This window comes from Gemmata sp., from assembly GCF_051859125.1.
Classification (GTDB): domain Bacteria; phylum Planctomycetota; class Planctomycetia; order Gemmatales; family Gemmataceae; genus Gemmata.
On record NZ_JBHYGG010000027.1, the window covers coordinates 1 to 22,644 of the forward strand.

15 protein-coding genes are annotated in these 22,644 nt (G+C 72.1%); 4 read left to right on the forward strand and 11 right to left on the reverse strand.

The window, feature by feature from the left end; all coding sequences use genetic code 11:
* Positions 1-74: 74 nt before the first annotated feature.
* Both ACTIGN_RS04095 and ACTIGN_RS04100 read right to left on the reverse strand, forming a co-directional pair.
* Complete coding sequence (locus ACTIGN_RS04095; RefSeq protein ID WP_439621529.1) at positions 75-2,657, reverse strand: YncE family protein; 2,583 nt, start codon at positions 2,655-2,657, stop codon at positions 75-77.
* A 353-nt stretch (positions 2,658-3,010) separates the two neighbouring features.
* A complete protein-coding gene (locus tag ACTIGN_RS04100) occupies positions 3,011-5,647 on the reverse strand; it encodes an amidohydrolase family protein (protein ID WP_439621530.1) in 2,637 nt (878 codons plus the stop codon).
* 265 nt (positions 5,648-5,912) lie between these two features.
* Between ACTIGN_RS04100 and ACTIGN_RS04105 the strand changes: the two genes are divergently transcribed.
* Positions 5,913-6,344: an amino acid-binding ACT gene (locus ACTIGN_RS04105; RefSeq protein ID WP_439621531.1), complete on the forward strand. Its 432-nt coding sequence runs from the start codon at positions 5,913-5,915 to the stop codon at positions 6,342-6,344.
* 78 nt (positions 6,345-6,422) lie between these two features.
* Here the strand turns inward: ACTIGN_RS04105 and ACTIGN_RS04110 are convergent, their stop codons facing one another.
* Positions 6,423-8,276 carry a hypothetical protein gene (locus ACTIGN_RS04110; protein ID WP_439621532.1) on the reverse strand — a complete coding sequence of 618 codons (1,854 nt, stop codon included), beginning with the start codon at positions 8,274-8,276 and terminating at the stop codon, positions 6,423-6,425.
* Positions 8,277-8,419: 143 nt separating this feature from the next.
* Here ACTIGN_RS04110 and ACTIGN_RS04115 point away from each other — a divergent pair, with 143 nt between their 5' ends.
* Together ACTIGN_RS04115 and ACTIGN_RS04120 are read left to right on the forward strand one after the other, a co-directional pair.
* A complete protein-coding gene (locus ACTIGN_RS04115) occupies positions 8,420-9,646 on the forward strand; it encodes a hemolysin family protein (protein ID WP_439621533.1) in 1,227 nt (408 codons plus the stop codon).
* A gap of 209 nt (positions 9,647-9,855) precedes the next feature.
* Complete coding sequence (locus ACTIGN_RS04120; RefSeq protein ID WP_439621534.1) at positions 9,856-11,109, forward strand: TIGR02996 domain-containing protein; 1,254 nt, start codon at positions 9,856-9,858, stop codon at positions 11,107-11,109.
* 100 nt (positions 11,110-11,209) lie between these two features.
* Here ACTIGN_RS04120 and ACTIGN_RS04125 read toward each other — a convergent pair whose 3' ends face one another.
* The 5 genes from ACTIGN_RS04125 to ACTIGN_RS04145 form a co-directional block, all read right to left on the reverse strand.
* Complete coding sequence (locus ACTIGN_RS04125) at positions 11,210-11,797, reverse strand: hypothetical protein (RefSeq protein WP_439621535.1); 588 nt, start codon at positions 11,795-11,797, stop codon at positions 11,210-11,212.
* A complete protein-coding gene (locus tag ACTIGN_RS04130; RefSeq protein WP_439621536.1) occupies positions 11,794-12,186 on the reverse strand; it encodes a hypothetical protein in 393 nt (130 codons plus the stop codon). Before ACTIGN_RS04130 ends, ACTIGN_RS04125 begins: the two co-directional genes overlap by 4 nt.
* Positions 12,183-13,241, reverse strand: coding sequence for a hypothetical protein (locus ACTIGN_RS04135; RefSeq protein ID WP_439621537.1), 1,059 nt, complete (start codon positions 13,239-13,241; stop codon positions 12,183-12,185). The genes ACTIGN_RS04130 and ACTIGN_RS04135 overlap by 4 nt, the downstream gene beginning before the upstream one ends.
* A gap of 265 nt (positions 13,242-13,506) precedes the next feature.
* Positions 13,507-13,824, reverse strand: coding sequence for a hypothetical protein (locus tag ACTIGN_RS04140; RefSeq protein WP_439621538.1), 318 nt, complete (start codon positions 13,822-13,824; stop codon positions 13,507-13,509).
* 114 nt (positions 13,825-13,938) lie between these two features.
* The gene (locus ACTIGN_RS04145) at positions 13,939-14,565 is read right to left on the reverse strand and encodes a hypothetical protein (protein WP_439621539.1); all 627 of its coding nucleotides are present in this window, start codon (positions 14,563-14,565) and stop codon (positions 13,939-13,941) included.
* Positions 14,566-14,935: 370 nt separating this feature from the next.
* Between ACTIGN_RS04145 and ACTIGN_RS04150 the strand changes: the two genes are divergently transcribed.
* On the forward strand, positions 14,936-18,559 hold the full coding sequence (locus tag ACTIGN_RS04150) for a tubulin-like doman-containing protein (protein ID WP_439621540.1): 3,624 nt from the start codon (positions 14,936-14,938) through the stop codon (positions 18,557-18,559).
* A 357-nt stretch (positions 18,560-18,916) separates the two neighbouring features.
* Here the strand turns inward: ACTIGN_RS04150 and ACTIGN_RS04155 are convergent, their stop codons facing one another.
* From ACTIGN_RS04155 to ACTIGN_RS04165, 3 genes are all read right to left on the reverse strand, one after another.
* On the reverse strand, positions 18,917-19,852 hold the full coding sequence (locus tag ACTIGN_RS04155; RefSeq protein ID WP_439621541.1) for a glycosyltransferase family 2 protein: 936 nt from the start codon (positions 19,850-19,852) through the stop codon (positions 18,917-18,919).
* 229 nt (positions 19,853-20,081) lie between these two features.
* On the reverse strand, positions 20,082-21,425 hold the full coding sequence (locus ACTIGN_RS04160) for a phenylacetate--CoA ligase family protein (protein ID WP_439621542.1): 1,344 nt from the start codon (positions 21,423-21,425) through the stop codon (positions 20,082-20,084).
* Between the two features lie 144 nt (positions 21,426-21,569).
* Entirely contained in the window at positions 21,570-22,535 is a 966-nt protein-coding gene (locus ACTIGN_RS04165; RefSeq protein WP_439621543.1) for an NAD-dependent epimerase/dehydratase family protein, read from the reverse strand.
* Positions 22,536-22,644 lie beyond the last annotated feature (109 nt).

The window sequence follows — 22,644 nt, forward strand, 5'->3', positions numbered from 1 at the left end:
CGCCGAGCGAGGGTTCACGCTGACCCTCGCTCGGCGCTCGGGCTCGGACCCGTACCAATCCCACAGATCCGGTATCACTTCCCGGGCAGTGGGAACCCGCCGACGCCGCCGACGCCGCCGATGCCGCCGACGCCGCCCGGCGCGGGGGCCGGGGTGCTGCCGAGGTCGTCGAGCTTCAGCACCGCCCCGTTGTGGAACACGGCGTACTCGCCGTCGGGCGAGACCAGGAACGTGCCGCCCAGGTGCGCCTCGCCGGCCTTCTTCACCGACGCGACCTTCTTGTCGCCGAGGAACTTGTCCGACGTCTCGTACACGTCCACCCCGGCCCCGGTCGCGAGCGGGTGGTGCGAGGAGCAGATCAGGTACTTGCCGTCCGGGGTGAACCCGACGTAGCCGCTGTTCGACACGCCCGCCAGGCCGGGCCGCAGCACCTCCGCCCGGTCGCCCTTCGCGTCGATCGCGTTCAGCTCGCAGGCGTTGGCCGGGCCGCCGATCCCGCCCCCCGGAACGGGCGGCACGCCGCCGAACACCCCGCCCCCGCCGCCCGCCGGGGGGATGGTGCTGGCGAGGACGCGGCCGTCCTTCGCGACGGCGACGTTGTACGCGGCCCGGGGCAGCGTGAGCGGCGGGGCGAGCGTCACCGTGGTCAGGTCGATGACCATGAGCGGGGGCACGGTCGCGCCGAGCGCGAGCCCCGTGACGAACAGCTTCTGGCCGTCCGGCGACGCGACCATGTCCCACCCCGGCGTCGGCAGGTCGATGGTCTTGGCCACCTTGCGGTCCCCGGTGTTGACCTGGAGCACCTGCGACCGGGGGAGCTTGCCGAGCGTCGAGTTCGCGAGGACGAACAGCGACTTGCCGTCGGCCGACAGGGAGATGTCGCGGATCACCTTGCTGACCGGGATCGTGGCGACCGGTTTCAGGTCGGTCTTCGCGTCGAGCTTGTCGCCGCGGAGCTGGGCCAGGTCGTAGACCGCGACGTCGCCCTGGTAAGCGTTCCGGTCGAACTGGTTCTGGGCGAGGACGGCCAGGCTCGCGGACGGGCCGCCCGCGGTGGTGACGTACAGCAGCCCCTTCTCGGAATCGACGGCCGCACGGGTGCCGACGCTCGCGATGTTCACGCTCGCGATGAACTTGAAGTCCGGGTAGCTGTACCGCTGGATCGCGCCGGCCTGCCGCACTCCCTGGAGCGTGCGGAGGGTGACGACGAGCAGCTCCTTCTTCTCGGTGTCGAACGCCCCGGCGAAGAACGGGTTGCCGAGCTTCGCCTTCAGGTTGCCGACGACCTCCCCGTTCGGGGCCACGGGCGGCACCGGCGGCACGGGCGGGTTGGTCACCGGCGGCTGGCCGATCGGGGGCTGGCCGATCGGGGGCTGGCCGCTGGGCGGTTGCGGAACCGGCGGCTGGCCGACCGGCGGCCGCGACGGCTGACCGATGGCGACGCCGCCCGGGTCGGTCGACGGCTTCGTGAGCTTCACCGACGCCATGAACCGCTGGATGTGGGGCTGGAGCGCGCCGCGGTTGTCGCCGGCCGCGCCGAACATGTGCATCTCGCGCCCGGCCAGGACGATCCGGACCACGCCCCCCTTCGCCTCGTTGCCGGCCGTACCGGACAATTGCAGTTCCTTGCCCGGGAGGCCGTCCTGCGTGATGTCGGTCTTCGACGAGACGCGGATCACGTTGGAGCGGCCGAACCCGCCCCCGCCGAACCCGCCGCCCCGGGTCATGCCCTGCTCGGCCCCGTTTGCGGCGTCGTTGAGCAGCTTGGGCACCATGCTCGGCGGTATGCTCGCCGGGAGCGGGACGGTGGTGACGAAGAAGGCGTAGTCCTTGGCCGGCCCCTCCAGCATCTGCAATTGAACGTTGACGCCGCCGGGGCTCATTTCGTTCCGCTGGCTCGGGGTGCCGGGCATCTCGCACGCGAAGGTGCCGATCTTGACCGGCTGCCACGTGGCGGTCGCGAGCGGGCTCCCGGCCGGGGCGGTCGGCGGGCTCCCGACCGGTGTCGTGTTCGCCGGGGTCGAGCCGCCAGAGGTGCCCGCGGTGTCGGGCTTCTTCGAGTTGCCCATCAGGAGCCACGCGGCGAGGCCGACGATGGCCAGCAGCGCGACGACGCCCCCGGCGATCAGCGCGACCGGCGGCCCGGCCGCCCCGCCCTTCTTCTTTTTCTTCGGCTTGTCGTCGTCATCGTCGTCATCGTCCTCTTCCGCTTCCTTCCAGGTGTCGCCCTTCTTCTTCGCCGCCGGCTTGCCGCCCTTGAAGCCCGCCGCGGTCGTGGCCGCAGCGGCGACCTTCGCCTTCTTCTCGGGCTCACTCTTGGCCTTCGCGGGCGGCTCGTCGTCGGTCGCGTCCTCGCCCGGGTCGTCGAACACGGACTTGCGCGGCTTGGCTTTCGCGGGGGCGGGAGCGGTCTTGGCGGCCGCGGGCGTCACGGGCTCGTCGTCCGGGAGCACTTCCCCGGTCGCCATCGGCGCCGGCGCGGCCGGCGGCGCCTCGCCGGACTTCGACGCCCACCCGAACGGCTTCTTCGCCGCCCCGGTGAGCGCCGCGACGGTCATTTGCGTGGCGCACGTGGTGCAGCGGATCGTCTTGCCGACCAGTTCGTCGGGCACGTCGAACACGATGTGGCACCCGGGGCAGGTGAGAGGTATGGCCATGAACTCCTCGTTTCGGTCGTGGTCGCCGGTCGCCGTTCGGCAAAGATGGCCCGCCGGGCGGGATGAGGGCAAGGATGGAACGGGACCGCGGTCCGAATGTTGGCAGAATCCCACCCCCAAGGGTACTCCCCGGCGGCGGGGCCCGCAACGCTCCGTGGGTCGGGCTCATGATTCTTTCACCCCCACCCCCGCGCGATTGCGGGCGGGGCGAGGAATTGCGGCGTCGGGGTAGGGCGGGACGCCCGTGGGGCGCGTGCGTGTCGTTGTGACTTTCGAGCCACGGGGCTTGCCCCCGTGGTGTTCCGCGCTTCCCGGCACCACGGGGGCAAGCCCCGTGGCTCGAAGGGAACGCGCTACCACCCGCTCAGGCAGCACCCCGCGCCGGGGCCGCCGGCGAGCAGCGGGAGGATGCGGCGCTCGAACGGCAGCCTCAGGTAGTCGTCGCGGTTGTACACGACGCGGCCGGCCATGATCGTCTGCGTGACGTGCGTCGCGTGCTCGAACGGGTCGCCGTCGTAGAGAACCAGATCGGCGACCTTGCCCTTCTCGATGCTGCCGTGGTCCTTGTCGATGCCGAGGAGCTTCGCGGCGTCGAGGGTGACGGCCTTGAGAGCCAGTTCCGGGTCGAGCCCGCCGCGGCCCGCGGCCATCGCGACCTCGTGCCGCAGCACCCGCACCTTCGGGACGTACCCCTCGAAGCTGGTGCCGATCGCGACCGGCACGCCCGCGGCCCGCAGCGCCGCCGCGTTGCCGGTGAACGTGTTCAGCGTCTCCATGCTCGACCCGGCCCGCTGCATCGTCGGGTGGACCACGACCGTCACGCCGGCCGCCTTCAACTCGTCGGTCATGCGGTACGCCTCGGTGCCGAGTGCGATCACCGGCTTGAGCTTGAACTCGGCCGCGATCCGCAGCGCCGTCTGGATGTCGTCCTTCCGGTGCGCCGCGAAGTACACCGGCACCGTGCCGTCGAGTGCCGCGGCGAGCGCGTCGTGCTTGGCGTTGCGGGGCGCGTCCTTCTTCTTGCGGTACGCATCGGCCTCGGCGAACGCCTTGCGAACGAGTGCGGCGGTGCCCATGCGGGTGCCCGGCCCCTTGCCCTTGTACGCCTCCTTGGGCGCCTCGCCGAGGTTCACCACCAGCGCCGCGACGGGCTTGAGCGCGGCGGTCTCGACCGTCGCACCGTCGGTGCGGAACACGCCCGACTGCCCCGCGATCACGTTCTGCCTTCCCGGGGTGGTGTGGACGACCGTGACGCCGTTGGCCTGGAGGAAGTCGAGCAGCGGCTCGCGGGGGTTGAAGCCGTCGTAGACTCGCAGGTCGGCTTGATTGGGGTCGCTGAGTTCGTCCTGGTCCTGGTCGGCCGGGATGTTCCACGCGCCGGTGAGCCCGGCGACACAGTACGGGTCGATGAGCCCCGGCGTGACGTGCTTCGCCTTCAGGGTCGTGACGTTCTTCAACTCCACCCCGGTCGCGAGGCCGACGTGCAGCACCTTCCCGTCCTTGATGACGACGACGCCCTTCGTGATCACGGCCCCCGTCGCCGTGTGCAGCTCGTCGGCCAGGACCGCGGTGACCCCCTTGCCGGAGTCGGTGGTGCCGTCGAAGGTGCGGAACACGAGGTCCTCGGCGAACCGCCCGAGCGGCGGCGCGGCGGCACGCTCCGGGAGCTTCTCGCCGGCCGCCAGCGCGAACCCGCCGTCGCGGTAGCCGCGGTCGGTGTCCTCGTCGAACACCTTCTTGCCCTCGATGAACGTCTGCTTCACGCGGGTGTACGTTGAGAACGGCGCGCCGCTCAGGACAACGAAGTCGGCGTCCTTCCCCTTCTCGAGCGAGCCGATGCGGTGGTCGAGGTGCATGAGGCGAGCGGGGGTGAGCGTCATCGCCTTGAGCGCGGCCGCCTCGGGGAGCCCGCCGCGGACCGCGATCGACCCGGTGTACAGGAAGAACCGCGACTCGGTGACGCTGTCGTCGGTGTTGATCGCGACCGTGACGCCGGCCTTCTCCAGTGCGGCGGCGTTCTCCTCGAGCAGGCCGATGGTTTCGGCCTTGCCGCCGGGGGAGTCGATGAGCGTGAGCGACGCCGGGATCTTCTTCTTGGCGAGCACGTCCGCGACGCGGTAGCCCTCGGTGGCGTGTTGCAGCACCAGCTCGAAGCCGAACTCCTCGGCGATGCGCACGGCGGTGAGGATGTCGTCGGCCCGGTGGCAGTGGAAGTGGACCGTGCGCTTGCGCTCCAGCACCTCGACGAGCGGTTCGAGTGCCACGTCGCGGTCGACCTTCGTGCCGGCGTCGAGCTTGGCCTTGTACTCCTTCGCCTTCTGGAACGTCTCGCGCTGGAGCGCCGCGACCTTCATCCGCGTGAACGGAGCTTGTTGCCGGTTCTTGCCGTACCCCTTGGGGTTCTCGCCGTTGGCCATCTTGAGCCCGCCGAGGACCTCGGTGCCGTTCGGGAGCCGGCCCGTCACGCGCATCGCCTCGACCGACCCGCCGCGGAGCTTGACGTACAGCGTCTCGCCGCCGATGACGTTCCCGGACCCGGGCATGATGTTCGCCGTGGTGATGCCGCCGGCGGTGGCCATGCGAATGCCGGGGTCGTCGGGGTTGATGGCGTCGATGGCCCGCACCCCGGACTGCACCGGCCCGCTCATCTCGTTGCCGTCCGAGTTGCCGGGCACGTTCGGCCGGCTCCACAGGCCGATGTGCGAGTGCGTGTCCACCATACCGGGGATGACCACCGCGCCCTTGAGATCGACTTGCGACTCCGCGGCCGCGTCGGGCTTGCCGCTCCCGACCGCCTCGATCTTCCCGCCCTTCACCAGCACGTAGCCGTTTTCGATCGGCCTGTCGCCGGTGCCGGTGTGGACCGCAGCGTTGAAGTAGAGCGTCGCGCCGCCGGCCCCCTTCGCGGGCTGCACCGCGGGGGTGGTGGGCGTCGCGGCGACGCCGAGCGCGAGTGACAGTGCGGTGACAACCGGAGCGAAACGAACCATGCGGACCTCGGCAGCGGAGCGGGCAGGGGAACCGGGAGTGCGGAGCGACGGCGTTCGGCGAACCCTGAGCGCCAGCGAGGGGGTGAGGCGCACCCCCTCGCTGGCGCTCAGGGTTCGCCCGGTCACCTTTGCGGTGTGGCCACCCCGCGCACCGTGTTCCCCGAACGTACCCGGTTGCAAACCCTATCGCCACAGGTATATCATTCGCGTTGGCGAACTGTAACACGCGACACCGGGTTCGCGGCCCCACGTAGGAGGTACTCCGATGAGCTTCAAGATGCAGCGCGTCCACGTCTACCACGCCGAGGTCGAGGACAAGCCGGGCGGCATCTCCGCCAAGCTGAAGCCGCTCGCCGAGGCCGGCGCGCACCTGGAGTACGTGTACAGTCAGCGGTCGGCGGGCAAGGCCGGCATGGGCGACCTGTACGTCGCGCCGCTCAAGACGAGCGCCGAGATCGCGGCCGCCAAGACGGCCGGGCTGCACGAGGTGGCCGAGCCGATCGTGATGCGGGTCGAGGGGGACGACAAGAGCGGCCTGGGCGGGCGGCTCACGCAGGCCTGGGAGATGGCCGGCATCAACCTGCACGGGCTCGTCATGTCGGTGATCGGCGGGCGGTTCGTCGGGTACGCCACGTTCGACAGCGTCGCCGACGCGAACAAGGCCGCCACGCTCCTCGCCGAACTCGGCACCGCGTGACCCGCTGGCGGGCCGGGGGCGCGAGGGACCGGAGGCCGGCGCCCGAGGACCCCTGGTCCTCGCGCCCCGGGCCCGCCGTCATTCTTGGGGCGGCGGCAGGTCGCCGAGTGCCCCGGACAGCTCGTGGACGACGTAGCGGCCGTGGCCGCCGCCCGAGCGGAACACGGTCTTCTGGTTGAACGGGAACACCCGCCGGTGCCACGGCAGCAGCCCCGCGGGGAGCAGGTCGGTGGCGCTCGCCGGCGGCCCGAGCCGCTCGGCGTCCTTCTCGGGGTCGCGGCCCAGGTTCGCCCACTTCAGGTCGCTCACCGCGTACCGCGCCGCCCCCTCGCGCTGGCCCAGTTCCCACATCACGCGGTTCTGCGCGTCCGGCCCGATCGACACGGCCGTGTTCGTGTGCATGTACCGGATGCCGGGCTTCAGGTTCATCGTCAGGTACAGCGCGTGCGGCGAGTCGTGCCACGCGAGCAGTTCGCCGTCCTTCACGCCCTTCGCCCGCAGGAAGGCGGCCACCTCTTCGAGTTCGACCCACCCCGGCGACGCCTCGTGGTCCTGGATGCGCTTGATCTGGTCCCACAGCGCGTTCCGCTCGTGGTCGGTCAGGTCGGGCCGCCAGCACGCGGCCCAGCACCGCATCCGGTCCGGGTTCGCGAGCGGGTGCCGCACCAGGTACCGCTCCTTGTCCGGGTCGTCGCCGGTGCCGAGCCCGTCGTGGCGCGCCACCGTCATGAGCCGCGCGTGCAGGTCCGGGTTCGCGTCGGCGGCGAGCCACAGGGTGCTGGTGAGCGCGAGCCACACGAGCACGACGAACGGCATCGACCACCGGTGCATCGCCCACAGGCCGAACATGATGAGCGTCTCGGCCATGTGGACGTACATGAACCCGCGCTGGACGTAGAAGGACTGGAACGCCCACACGAGCCACAGCACCGCGACCGTGCCGCGGGCGAACCGCTCGGCCGGGCCGGCGGTGCGGTCCCAGAGCCACCACGGGAGCAGCCGGCCGACCGGCCCGGGGCGCGCCGCGAGCGGGGCCGCCAAGCCGACCCACGGCACCGCGTCGAGCACCGAGAGCAGCGCGAGCGGCAGCGTCGGCACGAGCCACAGGCTCCACGGCGGGAACCAGTGCAGTTCCTGGTCCACGCGGTTGGCGCGCTCGCTGCGGCCGAGTTCGGCGTACTGCGGGGCCCACCACGTCACCACCTCCCAGAACTCGCCCCACGTCCCCGTGGCGACGAGCACCCCGACCCCGGCGGCCCCGATCACCGCCCCGCCCGCGACGTTCCCGAGCAGGTCGGCGGCGACCGCCTTCCACCGAACGGGCGCGTCGCCCGCCAGCCGCCACGCCGTGACCAGCCACACCGGGCCGGCGATCAGCACGACGTGCGGCTTGATCCACACGGCCAGCGCCCACAGCACGCCCTCCAGCGCCGCCCGCCAGAACCGCTCGCCCGGCGCGACTTCGCCGCCGCGCTTCAAGCGCAACAGAACGGCCCCGAGGACCGGCAGCGCCATCCAGGTGTCGCGCTGGCAGTGGGCCATTTCGACGGCGAACGGGTAGAGCAGCGCGGCCCCGGCGACCGCCCACCAGCGGCTCGCGGGGGTCGCGCCGCCGCGCCGCGCGAGGCGGTCGATGAGGGCGACGACCGCGGTCACGATCGCGAGGTCGACGCACCGCAGCCCGAACGCGCCGAACCCGATCACGGCCCGGATGCACGCGAGGAGCCACACGAACCCCGGGAGGTTGGTGTCGAACACGTCGCGGTAGTGGACCCCGCCGGTGAGGACGTTGCGGGCCGCGAGGTCGTAGAGCGTCAGGTCGCACCACAGCGGCATCCGCAGGTAGAGCGGGAGGCCGGCGAGCAGGGCGACGGCGGTCACGGCCCGCGCGAGCCAAACCGAGCGCCACGGGCGGACCAGGGGAATGGGCATGTGCGACCGTAAGGGGACGGGGCGGTGGCTGTCAGGATACGACCGCCGGGCGGCCGCGGGCACCGGGCCGGGAGGCGGAATGTGGGGGCCGGGGGCATAGAATGACCGGGTGGCGGTTCGTGTTCGCTCACCTGGGGGTGTCCTTGTCCGCGTGTCTCCTCGCCTGTTCGGTGACCGGTCTTGCGCTCCTCGCGGCCGGCGACGGCCCCACGCCCCCGCCCGAGGGGGCGCTCCTGGGCATCGGCCTCGCCGCGATCCCGGTGCTCATCGCGATCAACGGGTTCTTCGTGGCCGCGGAGTTCGCGCTGGTGTCGGTCCGGCACACCCGGGTCGAGGAGCTGGTGAACCAGAACCGGCCCGGCGCGGCCGCCCTGCTGGCCGCCGTGGACGACATGAACCGGAGCGTCGCCGCGTGCCAGCTCGGCATCACCGTCGCCAGCCTGGCGCTGGGGTTCGTCAGCGAGCCGGCGATCCACCGGCTCATCCACCCGCTCGTCGCCGGCCTGCCGGACGAGTGGGCCCGGGTGATCTCGGTGCTGCTGACGCTGAGCCTCATCACCTACATGCACGTCGTGTTCGGCGAGCAGATGCCGAAGCTGGCGGCGCTCCAGGAGCCCGAGAAGGTCGGCATCTGGGTCGCCCGGCCGGTGGCGCTGGTGGCCCGCCTGACCGGGCCGGTGATCCAGCTCATGAACGGGTCGAGTTCGTGGCTCCTCCGCCGCATCGGGTACGCCGGGAACGGCGAGGAGGGCGAGGTCCACACGGTCGACGAGCTGCGGCTGCTGGTCGAGGACAGCGAGGAGGCCGGGGAGATCGACGCCGACGCGGCCGACATGGTGCTCAACGTGTTCGCGCTCGCCGACAAGCGGGTCCGCGACTGCATGGTCGCCCGCGACAAGATGGCGGCGCTCGACGTGAACAGCCCGCCCGACAAGGTGATGGAGGTCGCCCGGCTCGGGGCGCACACCCGGCTCCCGGTGTACGACGGCACCCCCGAGAAGATCGTCGGCATCGTCAACACCAAGGACCTGTTCTTCTTGTTCAGCACGTCCGGGGCGGTCATGCTCGAGGACGCGCTGTACCCGGCGACGTTCCTGGACCCGGACGAGCCGGTCGCGAACGCCTTCCGCCTGTTCCGCAAGTCGCACCGGCCGATGGCGCTGGTCCGCGACCCGCAGGGCGCGGTCCTCGGGCTCATCACCCTCGAGGACGTGCTGGAGGAGATCGTCGGCGACATCGAGGACGAGCACGACGTGCCGGTCCCGAAGCTGAAGCTCGCCCGGCGGCGGGCGCAGCTCGGCGGGCCGCGGCCGAACGCGGCGTCGGGCGCGCACCGCTCGACCGAGTCGCGGGAGAAGCCGAAGCAGTAAATTCGAAGCACGAAGCACGAAATCCGAACAAGGACTGGGCGGCTGGGTGGGGCAGGCAAGAATGCCTGCCTCGCGAGGCGGCCGGAGGCAGACACGAATGTCTGCCCCGCCAGAGCAGCAAGTGCGAGTGCCCGCCCGACGCAACCGGACTCTGGGTTTTGTCTCGGATTCCGTACTTCGTGCTTCGAATTTCAACCGCCGGGCCACCCATGCCCACCACGCTCGAAGCGCTGCACCGGGCCGTCGTCGCCAGCCCCGAGGACCGCACGGTCCGGCTGGCCTGCGCCGACGCGCTCGACGAGGCCGGCGACGCGCCCCGGGCCGAGTTCATCCGCTCGCAGATCGGCGCGGAAGCCGTGCCGGCCGCGGACGCGACCCACCCGGCCCGCCTGCGGGCACGCAGACTGTTCGAGGCGCACTGGCTGGAGTGGTGGCGGCCGGTCGCCGCGGCCGCGGGGCTCCCGGTCCCGCACGTCCCGAGCCGCCGGATCCGCGACCGCATCGCCCGCCGGGTCCGGTCCGCGGTGCAGGAGAACCCGCGGCCGGCGAACTGGCCGTACGCTCTCGACCCGGACGCCCCCGCAATTCAACTCGCGGACTTCGGGGTCTCGGTGAGGTTCAGTGGCGGGTTCCCCGAGGAAGTGGTGTTCAACCGGTTCACGACCCCGGAGCGAGAACCGGAACTGGTCCTCCACCACCTCGGCGACGCGATGCCTCTGGTCCGCCTGTCGTTCGGCCAGACGGTCACGCCCGCGGAATGGGAGCGGGTCGACGGCCCCCACCTGGCGCGGCTCCCGGAGTTGCAGTTCAACAACCTGCTGCCCGACACAACGATGCTCGCGGCCTCGTCGCCGTACCTCGCAGCCGTGACGCGGCTCTCGGCCAACCCGCTCGCCACGACGCCCGCCGCCGGGAACGCCGACGCGGTGCGGTTCCTCGTTCAGTCGCCGGTGTGGACGGACCTCCGGTCGCTGCGGTTCACCGGGCGGCTCGGCCCGCCCGCGGTCCGCGACCTCGCCGAGCGCTGCACCCTGGAGCGGCTCGAAGAACTCGACGTGCGGATCGGCCCCCCGAGCGGCCCGGAGGGAATGGTGCTCCAGGCGATCAATGAGGTGTTCCGCTACGCCGTGCAAGCGTTCACCCACCTGGGAACCGAGCCGATCCCGTGGGCCGCGTTCGGCCCGGCGCTGGAGGCGCTCGCGGCCGCCCCGTGGGTGCGGAACCTGCATCGCATCTCAATCACCTCGGGCTACCTGACCGGGCTGCTCGGAGTGCTGAGCGAGCGGCTCTACGGCTCGGCCGAGCGAGCCGCGGACCTGATCCCGGACGCCGCGGTTCGCGCGCTGGCGGACGCGGTCGACACCCCGGCGTTGGAGCGGCTGACGCTCCCCGGCGCGCTCCTCGCCCCGAGCGTCCGCGAAGACCTGACGACCCGCCTCGGCCCCCGCGTCGTGTTCGCGTAGACCTTGGGGCGGGGGTTTGGGCGAGCGGGGGGCGTGAGCCCCCCGAGTCAACGCGAGGCACCCGCACTCGGGGGGCTCACGCCCCCCGCTCGCCCAAACCTCAGCGTCCGCGCTCCCAGCGGTCGTACAGTTCGAACAGCACTTCCCGCAGGCTCCCGCGGTGGCGGCGCAGGCGGGCGGCGATGTCGAAGCCGTTCAGCACCCACTCGCCGTCCGGCGGGAGAAGATCCGCGATCAGATCGGCGGCGTGTGCGGCGGCGTTCGTGCGGTGCAGGTCGGGGAGGCCCACCGAGCGGTGCGCCGTCACCAGGAGCCCGCACCCGTGCCGCCGGCAGTGCCGCTTCACCCGGAACCGCGACAGCACGCCGAGTTGCTCGAACCCGTCGATCACCAGCAGCGAACCCGCCTCGGGCGGGTCGAACAGGTCGGGCGGCAGCGTGCGGTGCGACGTGTCGAGCCTTACCTGCCGCACGCGCCACCCGGTGAGTGCCGGGAGGAGCGTCGCGAGAAGCGTGGACTTCCCGCTGCCGTGCGGGCCGACGATCTGACCCCAGCCGCGCGTCGCTTCGAGCTTCGGCACGAGCGCGGCGCGCCCGTCGGCCGCGGCGAACCGGAACGGGATCGCGCCGGGCTGCGTGAACCGCGTCGAGAACGGGTTCACCCGCGGTTCGCGCCCGACCCGGCTCACGACCGGCCCGGCGGCGCGAGGGTGAACTCGGCGTCCTCGACGACCTCGTGCGTCCGGCCCAGTAGCCCCCACCGCACCCGCAGCCGGGCGACCCAGTGGACCTTCACGAGCGTGCCGTCGTAGCTCCACGGCGTCGGCGGCAGCGTCACGGCGAACGTGCTCGGGTTCGGCAGCGCCGCGAGCGTGCCGTCGTCCGCCTTCCACGCCCGGTAGTGGACGACGCCGATGTCCTCGGTCCCCTTACCGGACGTGCGCCACAGCACCGAGAACTCGACGCTCCGGGTGCCGTCGGGCGGGCCGCCGGCGATCACGAACGCGCCCGCGAGTTCGCCCCGCGGCGGGTGCTCGCGGGCCGCCAACTCCAGCCGCACCTCGGGCGCGTCGGTCATGGGTCTTCCGGGGAAACGGTGAAGCCGAAGTCGGCCCGGTACGGCAGCACGCCCAGCGCGCGGCCGGTCACGCGGACCGTCCAGGTGACCTTGTTGTTCGGGGCGTGGAACGTGTGCATCGCGCCGCGGGGCACGGTGAACTCCGCGGTCAGCGGCAGCGCGCCGCCGGTCGCGTCGGGGTCCGCCACCGGGTGCTTCTCGACCTCCTTCTTGGCGGTCGAATTACTCGTGCCGGCAACGTAAGTCGCCTCCTCGGTGCAGACGAGCCCCACGCGCACCCGGCCGAGCGGCACGAGCCCGGCCTGGGCGACGTGAACGCGGCCCGCGGCCCCCGGCGCGAGCGGGTGGCCGGAGAGCTCGACCGCGACCCGCCCGACGAGACTCGACACGAACCACGCCAGTCCCGTGTAGAGTGCCGCGCCGATCATCACGAGGCCGACCGCGAGGAACGGCGACAGGAACAGCAGCTCGCCCCACCGAACAAGGCCCCCGCGGTTCCACCCGCGGATCACGTTCACGACGAACGAACTGAGGATGCCGTTCCAGAACACCGCCGCGACGACGAGGCACCCGAACTGGCAGCCCCACGGCACGCCGACCTGCTTGAGCCGGTGCGCCAGGACCGCTCCGGGCTCCGTGCCGGCGACCGTGACTGTCGGGAGGGCGTCGCCCGCGTCGCGGCTCGCGGTGGGGGGCTTGGCGGCGGTCCCGGCCTCGACCCCCTCGCCGGCGGCGACCGCGGCGGCGCTCTCGGGCGACGGTGCGGTGGCGACCGCCTCGCGGGCCTGGCGGACGAACCGCGGGATCGCGGTCGCGCCGAACACGAGCAGGTACGCCGCACCGGGGCCGAAGAACGCCACGGGCAAGAGCCACCCCGGCCCCTGTGTGAGCGCCACCCATGCCGCGAGGCCGAACCCGACGGCGTTGGCGATGAGGAACCCGACGAACAGCTTCAGGCACCCGGCCCGCGCCGCGGCGATGGGGTCCGGCTGGGCGGTCGGATCGGAGGGGGCCGTGTCGTTGTCGGTGGCGTCGGCGTCGCGGTCGTCGGGCATCGGGCGTGGCTCCGGGGGCGGGGGTATTAAACCCGCTCCCCACACGAACCGCAACCGGCGCGCGGATTTGGGCGAACCCTGAGCGCCAGCGAGGGGGCGCGCCCGAGCACCGGCCCTGTCGCGCGGGCCGCCCCAACCGCTCATACCGGATCTGTTGGGTTCGTATGGTCCGAGCCCGAGCGCCGAGCGAGGGTTCACGCTGACCCTCGCTCGGCGCTCGGGCTCGGACCAGAGCACCACGGTTACCGATCACACGGATTCGGGATCAGTGGTCGAGCTGGAACCAGTCGGGGGAGGCGGCCTCGTACTTGGTGTAGGTGTCGTCGGGGTCCACCGGGGCGAACGCGACGCCGCTGGTGGTTGCGAGGGCGGCCACGGCGTCCGCCGCGTCGCACTCCACCATGTACTGGCGCGACACGCGGCCGCCGGTCGCGGCGAACCGCGTCGCCTCGGCGTACACCCGCTCGTAGTCGTCGGGCCGGGTGCGGAGCACGTGGGTCCAGAACGCCGTGAGCCGGGCCTTGAACGCCGGCTCGGCCTCGCCCGGCTCCGCGAGAAGTGTCAGGCAAACGTACTCGGTCAAGAAGCGCTCCCCGGTCATCTGTAGCCGGCCTCTGTGAGGCCGGTGCTCAGGGACTCGCCGAGGCCCGGCCTCACAGAGGCCGGCTACAGAGCGGCCCCGGATCGTGCGGGCCCGTTACCCCTTCCGCCGCAGGACGGTCAGGCTGATCTCGACCTTCGCGACCCGCACCTTGTTGTACCCCACCGACACGATGCCGGCCGCCGGGCCGGCCCCGGCCTCCCAGGGGATGTGCAGGTCGAACAGGAGCCGCCGCGGCTGGCCCCGCCAGGTGAACGTGACCAGCGACTTCGCCACGCCCGCGCCGGACACGGCCACGTGCGTCGCCACCTCCGAGTCGCGGTACACGTCGCGGAGGACCGGCCCGGACCCGAGCAGTTCCGCGTCGCTCTGGAGCGCGCGGGCCAGGGTGTGGACGCTGTCGGCCGACTCGGGGCGGTGCAGGTTCACCATGAGCCGGGCCGTCTGCCCGGGGACGACTTCGAGCGGCCCGAACACGGTCACCTGGAGCTCGTCCGACGGCCCCTCCAGGGCGAGCAGCCGGCGGAGCCGCTTCCAGAACCACCCCCGCCGGCGCAACTCCGACGGGTCGGGGACGCGGAACGGGGGGAGCGCCGGGACCGGCCCGCTCAGGGCGAGTGAGTCGCCCCCGGCGCTCGGGCGGGGCGGCTTCGGCGACTGGGACGCCGAACCCCCCGGGTCCTTCGGGGGGAGCGACGAGGCGGAAGGAAGCGACTTCCCCATGTTCTGTCCGTAAGCGGGCGACAGGGTGTCCGAGGAACGAGCTGCCGGTTCGCCCCGTTAACCGGCCAATCCCTGATAGGGACAACGGGCGAGTGTGTCTCCGGCGCACGCTCTGCGCCGTGCGGCCGATTCACCTGCGAGTGCGAGTCATGAGGGGAGAGCCGAACCCTCACGGGCGAGACCGCGAATGGTTGTGCAAAGTATAGGACACGGTGCGCGGTCCGGCACGTGGATTCCGACGCCGGCCCGGTCCGCGTCGCAAGTGCATTCCGTATTCCAGGTTCTTACCGCGGGAACGGTCCCTCGTGGGGTGCAATCTATGTTATAATTTCCCCAGCCGCGACGCACCTCCGCGAAGGCACGACCGCACATGGCCGTCCGTATCGAAGCGAACGCCGAACCGATCCCCGGGTACACCCTCATCGAGCAGATCGGGGCCGGTGGGTTCGGGGAGGTCTGGAGGGCCGAGGCGCCGGGCGGGATCTTCAAGGCGATCAAGATCATCCACGGCGACATGCGGAGCAAGGACAACGACATCGTCCGCTACGCCGAGCAGGAGCTCAAGGCGCTCAAGCGGGTCCAGCAGGTCCGGCACCCGTACCTGCTCGCCCTCGACCGGTACGACATCGTCGACGGCCGGCTCATGATCGTCATGGAGCTGGCCGACTGCAACCTCTGGGACCGGTTCCGCGAGTACCGCAACCTCGGCCTCCCGGGCATCCCCCGCGACGAGCTGCTCCTCTACATGAGCGAGTCGGCCGAGGTGCTGGACCTGTTCAACGACCAGTTCCAGTTGCAGCACCTCGACATCAAGCCCCAGAACCTGTTCCTGCTCTACAACCACGTCAAGGTGGCCGACTTCGGGCAGGTGAAGGACCTGGAGGGGCTGCTGGCCACGGTCACCGGCGGGATCACCCCGGTGTACGCCGCACCGGAGACGTTCGACGGGGTCGTCACCCGGTTCTGCGACCAGTACAGCCTCGCGTGCGTGTACCAGGAGCTGCTCACCGGGCAGCGGCCGTTCGACGGGACGAGCATGACCCAGTTGCTCATGCAGCACCTGAACATGCCGCCGAACCTCCAGCCGTCGCCGCCCGGCGACCGGCCGGCCCTGGCCCGGGCGCTGGCGAAGAAGCCCGAGGACCGGTGGCCCACGGTCAGCGGGTTCGTCCGGGCGCTGCTCGACGTGGACCCGAACTTCCAGGCCCCGGCGACCCGGGCCGCGTTCGCGCCGCTCCCGGTCCCGGCCGCGGAGTTCCCGACGGCCCTCCCGCCCCAGCGGAAGTCGGGGCCGGTCCCGAACCCGCCGCGGCCGGCCCCCGCCGGCCCGCTCCCGCGGCTCGTCGCCCCCGGGGTCGCGAACCCGCTCGACACGCCCGAGCCCCGGGCCGAGGGGGAGGCGACCACCGCCCCGGCCGCCGGGCCGCCCCCGGAGGTCACCGGCCCCGGCCCGCTCCGGCCGGCCCTCGTCATCGGCATCGGGCAGGCCGGGCTCCGGGTCGTCCAGCGGTTCCAGTTCGACGTCGCCGACCGGTACGGCCCGCCCGACATGGTCCCGGTCGTCCGCACCCTGTTCGTGGACACCGACCAGGACGCGCTCGACGAGGCGGCCGTCGCCCGCCCGCTCGACCGCCTGGCGAAGTTGAAGCCTGAGGGCGTGTTCCCCGCCAAGCTGAACCGGGCCGCCCACTACACCAAGCCGCGGCTGAGCGGCCGGATGCTCACCGAGGGGTGGTTCGACCAGCAGCTCATCTACCGGATCCCGCGGGGGCTCCAGACGGGCGGGGTGCGGCTGTTCGGGCGGCTCGCGTTCTTCGACCACTTCCGCCCGCTCATGGCCCGGGTCCAGAGCGAGCTGGAGGCGGCCGTCTCCGCCGACGCGATGGCCCGCGCCGAGACCCGGACCGCCCTGGAGCCGCGGACCAACCGGCCCCGGGTGTACATCGTCGCCGGCGCGTGCGGGGGCACCGGCGGGGGCATGTTCCTCGACGTGGCCTACGCGGTGAGGGCCCGGCTCCGGCGGATGGGGTACGACAGCCCCGAGGTCGTGGGGGTGCTCCTGGTGCCCGAGGTCGAGCCCGGGAAGACGCCCCCGCAGGCGCTGGCCAACGCCCACGCCACGCTCACCGAGCTGAACCACTACGGCCGGTCCGACACGACGTTCACCGCGAACTACGACGACCGGGGCGCGCCCGTCGAGGACCCCGGGCCGCCGTTCACCGTGTGCTACGTCGCGAGGGCGCACGCGGCCGGGCTCAAGCTCCCGCCCCCGACCCTGACGGCCCTGCCGACCCACACCCCGCCGGTCATCGCCAACGAGCCCCGGGGCCGGGCCGGGCCCGGGGGCGGCCCCGGGGCCCCGCCCCGGCGGGCCAACCCCAACCTCGACGCGCTGCGGCCCTACGCCGCGGCCGCCGACCTGATCCGCGTGAACCTGTTCACCGAACTCGGCCGCACGGCCGACGAGATCCGGTCCATCCCGGCCGACGGGGTGCCCGCCCCCACCGGCCCCACCGTCGCGGCGTTCGGCATGGACGGGTTCACCTGGCCCCGGGCCGAGCTGGTCGCCCGGACCACGCGGAAGGTCGCCAAGACGGTCCTGTCCCGGTGGGCCGCGCCCGACCCGGCCCGCGCCCGGGAGGTGATCCCGACCCTGGCCCGGGACAAGTGGGCGCAGCTCAAGTTCGACCCCGAGGTGGTCCAGGGCCGGCTCCAACTGGCCGCCGACCTCGCCGTGGACCGGGTCGAGGACCAGATCGCCCAGGCGGCCGACCAGCTCGCCCCCCGGGGGTGGCTGGCGCGGCTCCCCGAGCCGGGCCAGGTGAAGGTCGCCCTCGACCGGCTCGTGAAGCTCCTCGGGCCGCCCGTGTCGGCGCTGAAGCAGGCCCCCGCGGCCGTCGAGCAGGCGGTGAACAAGACCGTGCAGGAGACCGGGGCCGCGTTCGCCGCCGCGGCCCGCGAGATGGTCCCGGCCCTGGTCAACGACTCGCAGTACCGGCTCGCCGGTGCGGAGGAGATGCTCCGCCAGTTCCTCACCACCATCGACCGGCTCATCAACCAGTTCCTCAAGGCCGCCGTCGAACTCGACGCGAAGGCCCAGGGCGGGTACGAGCGGGTGTCGCAGTACGCCCACTTCAACCAGGGCGGCCGGAAGCTGACCGTGGCCGAGTTCGGCGAGGCCATCAAGCAGTGGCCCCGGTCCCGGTTCCAGGCGCTGCTGTCCCGGGCCGTCGTGGCCGTGTACCAGACCGTGCGGGAGACGCTGGCCGCCCAACTGGCCGACGTGAAGAAGGCCCGGGAGCGGCTGGAGGCGGCCGCCAAGGTGCCCAACGAGGCCGTCCAGGTCATCGACGTGCTGCCGGGCGGCGGGACCCGGCTCATGCCCCCGGGGTGCGACTCGATGGGCGCGGCCGTGCTCCGGTTCCTGGGCGTGGTGACCGACGCGGACCTGGTCGAGATCGACCGGCGGATCCACCGGGTCGTCAAGCCGCTGTTCGGCGGGGTGCTCCAGGCGTGCCTGGGTTCGGCCACCGGCCCGGACGAGGTGGTCGGCACGATCTACGAGGAGACCCGCGGGTACCTGGACATGCGGCTCGGCCGGGTGGACCTGGCGCTCATGTTCGCCGAGCGGTTCCGCACCCCGGGCCAGGCCGAGCAGGCGGTCTCGGAGGCGTACCAGAGCGCCGAGCCGGCGTGGGTCGGGGACGGGCCGTGGGCGGGCGCCGAGGTGACCGTGGTCGGGTGCCCGTGCGGCCCCGGGGGCGACCGCCTGCACGACGTCGTCCAGCGCGCCCTGCCGGTCCCCGGGCTGGTGATCGCCGACACCCCCGACGACCTGCTCGTGTACCGCGAGTGGCCCGCGGTGCCGGTCGCCGCGCTGCCCCAGGTCGGCCCGGACGCGGCCGACGCCTACCAGGCGGCCCTCGACGGCCCGCAGGGCACCCCGCACGCCCGGCTCGACGTGGTCCGCTGGCTCGGCCCGTTCGACGGGTGACCCACGATTTGGTTGACCGAGCCGCGCCAAAGGTCGCTGGGTGGTCGTGGCCCTCTCCCCTTGCGGGAGAGGGTGCCGCGAGTCTTCGAGCGGCGGGTGAGGGGTCGAGCCCATCAAACTCGTGAGGCTTCACCCCTCATACCGAGTCTCATGCATTCGTTTCGATCTGGTGGGGCAGGCATTCGTGCCTGCCTCCGGACGCCTTCGGAGGCAGGCACGAATGCCTGCCCCACCAAGGGCAACTGATCCACGCGAGGCGGTATCACCCGGCCGCGAAGCGCGGCCACCCTCTCCCGCGAGGGAGAGGGCATAACCCCGCCGCAAAACAACAACGCTCTGTGCGAGCGGACCGCGGCCTCACCGGTTCGCGGTCGCGTTCTCGGCCGACCCGGCCTCGCGCTTCCCGCTCGCGAACCGCAGCGCGCACGCCACCAACCCCTTCGCCGACGCGACCCGCCCGGCGGGCCACCGCAGTGCCCGGGCGTACCACTTCGCCGCCGCGACCGGCTCGCTGCTCCGCAGCACGTACCCCAGCGTCCGGCACGTCGACGCGTAGGCCTCGGCGGCGCGGTCCGGCGGCACGTGCTCGGTCGCGCCGTAGCGGGTCTCGGCCCGGTGCATGATGGACAGGGCGGTGTCCACGCGGTCGAGGAGCTTCTTCGACAGGTTCCCGTGCCCGGTGCGGTACCGGACCAGCTCCTCGTCGATGAAGTCGAACTCGCAGTGCTTTGCGATGCGGAGCCACAAGTCGAAGTCGATCGCGAGGTCCCACTGCACGTCGAACGCGCCGGCCCGGCTGAGCACCTCGCGCCGCACCACGGCCGACGAGAAGCACACGAAGTTCTGGACGAACATGCGGTCGAGGACGCGGCCGCGGGGCGGGGCCGGTGCGGGCTTCGCGGCGATGGGCTTGCCCTGCTCGTCCATCAGCGACCGGCGGCAGAACGCGACGCCGACCCCGGGCCGCCCGTCGAAGAGCGCGAGCTGCTTTGCGAGCTTGGTCGGCTCCCAGGCGTCGTCGGCGTCGAGGAACGCGACGAACGCGCCGCGGCTGAGGCGGGTGCCGAGGTTCTTGGCCCGCGACTGGCCGAGCGCGTCGGACCGGAAGTACCGGACCCGCGGGTCCGCGAGGAACGGCCGCACGGCCGCGGGCGTGGCGTCGGTCGAGCCGTCGTCGACGATCAGGAGTTCCCAGTCGGGGAACGTCTGGGCGAGGACCGACTCGACCGCCTCCGGCAGGAACCGGGCGTAGTTCTTCGCGGCCATGACGACGGAGCAGAGCGGTGGGTTCATCGTAAGGTGTCGCAGAGTCAAGCACCCCTCACCCGCGTCTCGAAGACTCGCCGCGACCTCTCCCCGCAAAGCCGGGGCGAGGTGGGGCGGTCGGCCTCCTCCGCGGCTATCCCTCCGGCAGCGCCAGCCGGACAACCGGGGAGCCCCACCTCGCCCCGTTCCTACGGGGAGAGGTCGGCGAGGCTTTGCGAGCCGGGTGAGGGGTCTTCGGCTCGCCTCCGTCACTTGCTCACGCGCTCATCGCCTCCAGCCGCTCGCGGGCGACCTTCGAGATGCAGAACCGGTACTTCCCGCTCGGCTCCTGCGGGATCGCGTCCACCAGTTCCACGTCGTACCGCACCTGCGGGCCGAACGTCTCGCGCACGAGCGCGCCGATCTTGTCGCGGCTCTCGGGGCCGAATTCGTCGTCGGGCACGAGCCGGATGCGCAGCTCGTAGAGCGACTCCTGCACGATCTGCATCTGCGCCGTGCCCGGGATGAGCAGCGCGAAGTTCTCGGTCAGCGAGATGCCGGAGATGAGCTGGCCCGCGGGGGTGAGGACGTAGTCGGCGTCGCGGCCCTCGACCCTCTCGATGAGCGGGAGCCCGCGGCCGCACTTGCAGCGCCGCTGCGTCGGCACCACCACGTCGCCGATCTGGTAGCGCACGAGCGGCATCGCCCGGTTCACGAGGTCCGTGAGGACCAGCTTGCCGCCCTCGCCGACCTCGGCGTACAGGCCGTCGGCGTTCATGTGCAGCCCGCGGTGCTCCTCGCACTCGCTGGCGATGAGGCTCACCTCCTCGCACCCGTACCGGTTCGTCACCGGGCAGTCGAACACCTTCTCGATGACGGCCCGCTGCCAGTCGTGGAGGAGCATCGCGGTCGAGATGATGCCGTTGGGCCGCACGCCGGTGACGCGGGCCTTCTTGAGCGAGCACGCGAGCAGGTACAGCGAGTGCGCGTGGCCGAAGATCAGCCCCGGCCGCTGCCGCTGGATGCGGGCCGCGAACTCGGCGATGCGGGCGTCGTTGAGGTTGAGCGTGTCGAGGTACACGGCGCGGTCGAAGAAGAAGTTCCGGAGCCGGCCCTTGAGCCCGAAGTGCCGGTACTCAGGGTTCCCCCACACCTTCGCGACCCGCTGCCCGAGCCGCCACCCGCTCCACTCGTCGGACCGCAGCGTGCAGGCCGTCTTGAACTGCACGGCGGGCTCGTCGATCGAGATGCGGAGCGGGACGCCGGTCGAGCCGGACGTGGTCTTCACCCGCAGCGTCGCCGGGTCGAAGTCGGTCGAGATGAGCGCGCGCTCGTGCTTCCGGATGTCGGCCTTGGTGAGCACCGGGAACGCGTCGAGGTCCTCGAGCGCCCGCACGTCGTCGGGGTGGACCCCGGCCCAGTTCCACGCCGAGCGGTAGTACGGCACGGTGTCGTAGGCGTGCTTCAACTGCGCCCGCAGCTGGACGAGCTGCCGCGCCCGGATCACCTCCGGCGGGTCGAACTGCGTGCGCCGCAGCTCGCGGTAGTGGCCGAGGTGCCGGCTCCCGGCGCGCCACGCCATGACCGGGTGCATCACGTTGCGGTTCAGGAAGTCGAGCATCCGTGCCTCCTGCATACCCCAGTGCTTCCGCACCGGGCTAAAAACTCCGGCCCCGTCCGGGGCGGAGAACCAAGACCGTGTCTTCGCCCCGGAGGGGCCGTCTTGTTTAGCCCGGTGCGGAAGCACTGGGGTGTCGAGTCGGTGTCACGCCGCGGCCCGGTGCGGGTAGGCCTCGGGCTTGGCGATCAGCGTCCGCTGCCACTCGACCTGTCGGGCCAGGCCGTCGTCGATGCTGGTCGTCGGCTTCCATCCGACGTGCCGGGTCAGCTTCGACACGTCGGCCCCGGTCGCGAGCTGGTCGCCCTTGCGGGCCGGGTGCCGCTCGATGATCGCGCGGCGGCCGATGATCTTCTCCAGCCGGCGGAACACCTCCAGCACGGTCACCAGTTCGCCGCCGCCGAGGTTGAACGTCTCGCCCGGCAGCGCGTCGGTGGCCCGCACGACCGCGTCCACGCAGTCGGTCACGTAGGTGTTGCCGCGGACCTGGAGCCCGTCGCCGGTGAGCTTGATCGGCTTGCCGCGGAGGATCGCGTCGATGAACAGGTGGTAGCCCATCTCGGGCCGCTGCCGCGGGCCGTACACGCTGAAGAACCGGAGCACCACAGCCGGCACGCCGAACTCGTCGCCGTACACGCGGCACAGTTGCTCGCCGGCCAGCTTGGTGATGCCGTACGGGGAACTCGGCCGGGTCGGCAGCGCCTCGTCGCCGCTGGCGTACTTGCCGTACACCGACGACGTGCTCGCGTAGACCACGCGCTTGAGCGTGGGCGAGTTCTTGAGCGACTCCAGGAGCCGGTGCGTGGCCGTGAGGTTGTGGCGGTTGTACAGGTCGAAGTCGACCCAGCTCCGGGTGAGCCCGGCCATCGCCGCGAGGTGGAACACGTACTCGGCCCCGTCCACGGCGTCCCGCGGGACGCCCCCGGACAGGTCGAACTCGCGCAGCTCGAACCGCCGGTGGTCGCGGAGCGTGTCGAGGTTCCGCTCCTTCACCGCACGGGGGTAGTAGTCGGTGAAGCAATCGATGCCGACGACCTCGTGGCCGTCCGCCAACAGTCGATCGCAGAGGTGCGACCCGATGAATCCGGCCGCTCCGGTGACGACGCAACGCATGCCTGGCCCTCCGTGGCGCGGCGACTCTAGCACGCCGCGGAACGGGGCCGCAACCCCGACCCGGCGGTGCGGTGCGTTGTGCCGGTGCTGGGCGGACCCTGAGCGCCAG

Coding starts and splice junctions, on each gene's coding strand:
- ACTIGN_RS04110 (WP_439621532.1), bottom strand. CDS start 8,276: ATGCCCATTCCCCTGGTCCGCCCGTGGCGCTCGGTTTGGCTCGCGCGG.
- ACTIGN_RS04155 (WP_439621541.1), bottom strand. CDS start 19,852: ATGAACCCACCGCTCTGCTCCGTCGTCATGGCCGCGAAGAACTACGCC.
- ACTIGN_RS04100 (WP_439621530.1), bottom strand. CDS start 5,647: ATGGTTCGTTTCGCTCCGGTTGTCACCGCACTGTCACTCGCGCTCGGC.
- ACTIGN_RS04105 (WP_439621531.1), top strand. CDS start 5,913: ATGAGCTTCAAGATGCAGCGCGTCCACGTCTACCACGCCGAGGTCGAG.
- ACTIGN_RS04095 (WP_439621529.1), bottom strand. CDS start 2,657: ATGGCCATACCTCTCACCTGCCCCGGGTGCCACATCGTGTTCGACGTG.
- ACTIGN_RS04130 (WP_439621536.1), bottom strand. CDS start 12,186: ATGACCGACGCGCCCGAGGTGCGGCTGGAGTTGGCGGCCCGCGAGCAC.
- ACTIGN_RS04150 (WP_439621540.1), top strand. CDS start 14,936: ATGGCCGTCCGTATCGAAGCGAACGCCGAACCGATCCCCGGGTACACC.
- ACTIGN_RS04160 (WP_439621542.1), bottom strand. CDS start 21,425: ATGCTCGACTTCCTGAACCGCAACGTGATGCACCCGGTCATGGCGTGG.
- ACTIGN_RS04145 (WP_439621539.1), bottom strand. CDS start 14,565: ATGGGGAAGTCGCTTCCTTCCGCCTCGTCGCTCCCCCCGAAGGACCCG.
- ACTIGN_RS04135 (WP_439621537.1), bottom strand. CDS start 13,241: ATGCCCGACGACCGCGACGCCGACGCCACCGACAACGACACGGCCCCC.
- ACTIGN_RS04120 (WP_439621534.1), top strand. CDS start 9,856: ATGCCCACCACGCTCGAAGCGCTGCACCGGGCCGTCGTCGCCAGCCCC.
- ACTIGN_RS04165 (WP_439621543.1), bottom strand. CDS start 22,535: ATGCGTTGCGTCGTCACCGGAGCGGCCGGATTCATCGGGTCGCACCTC.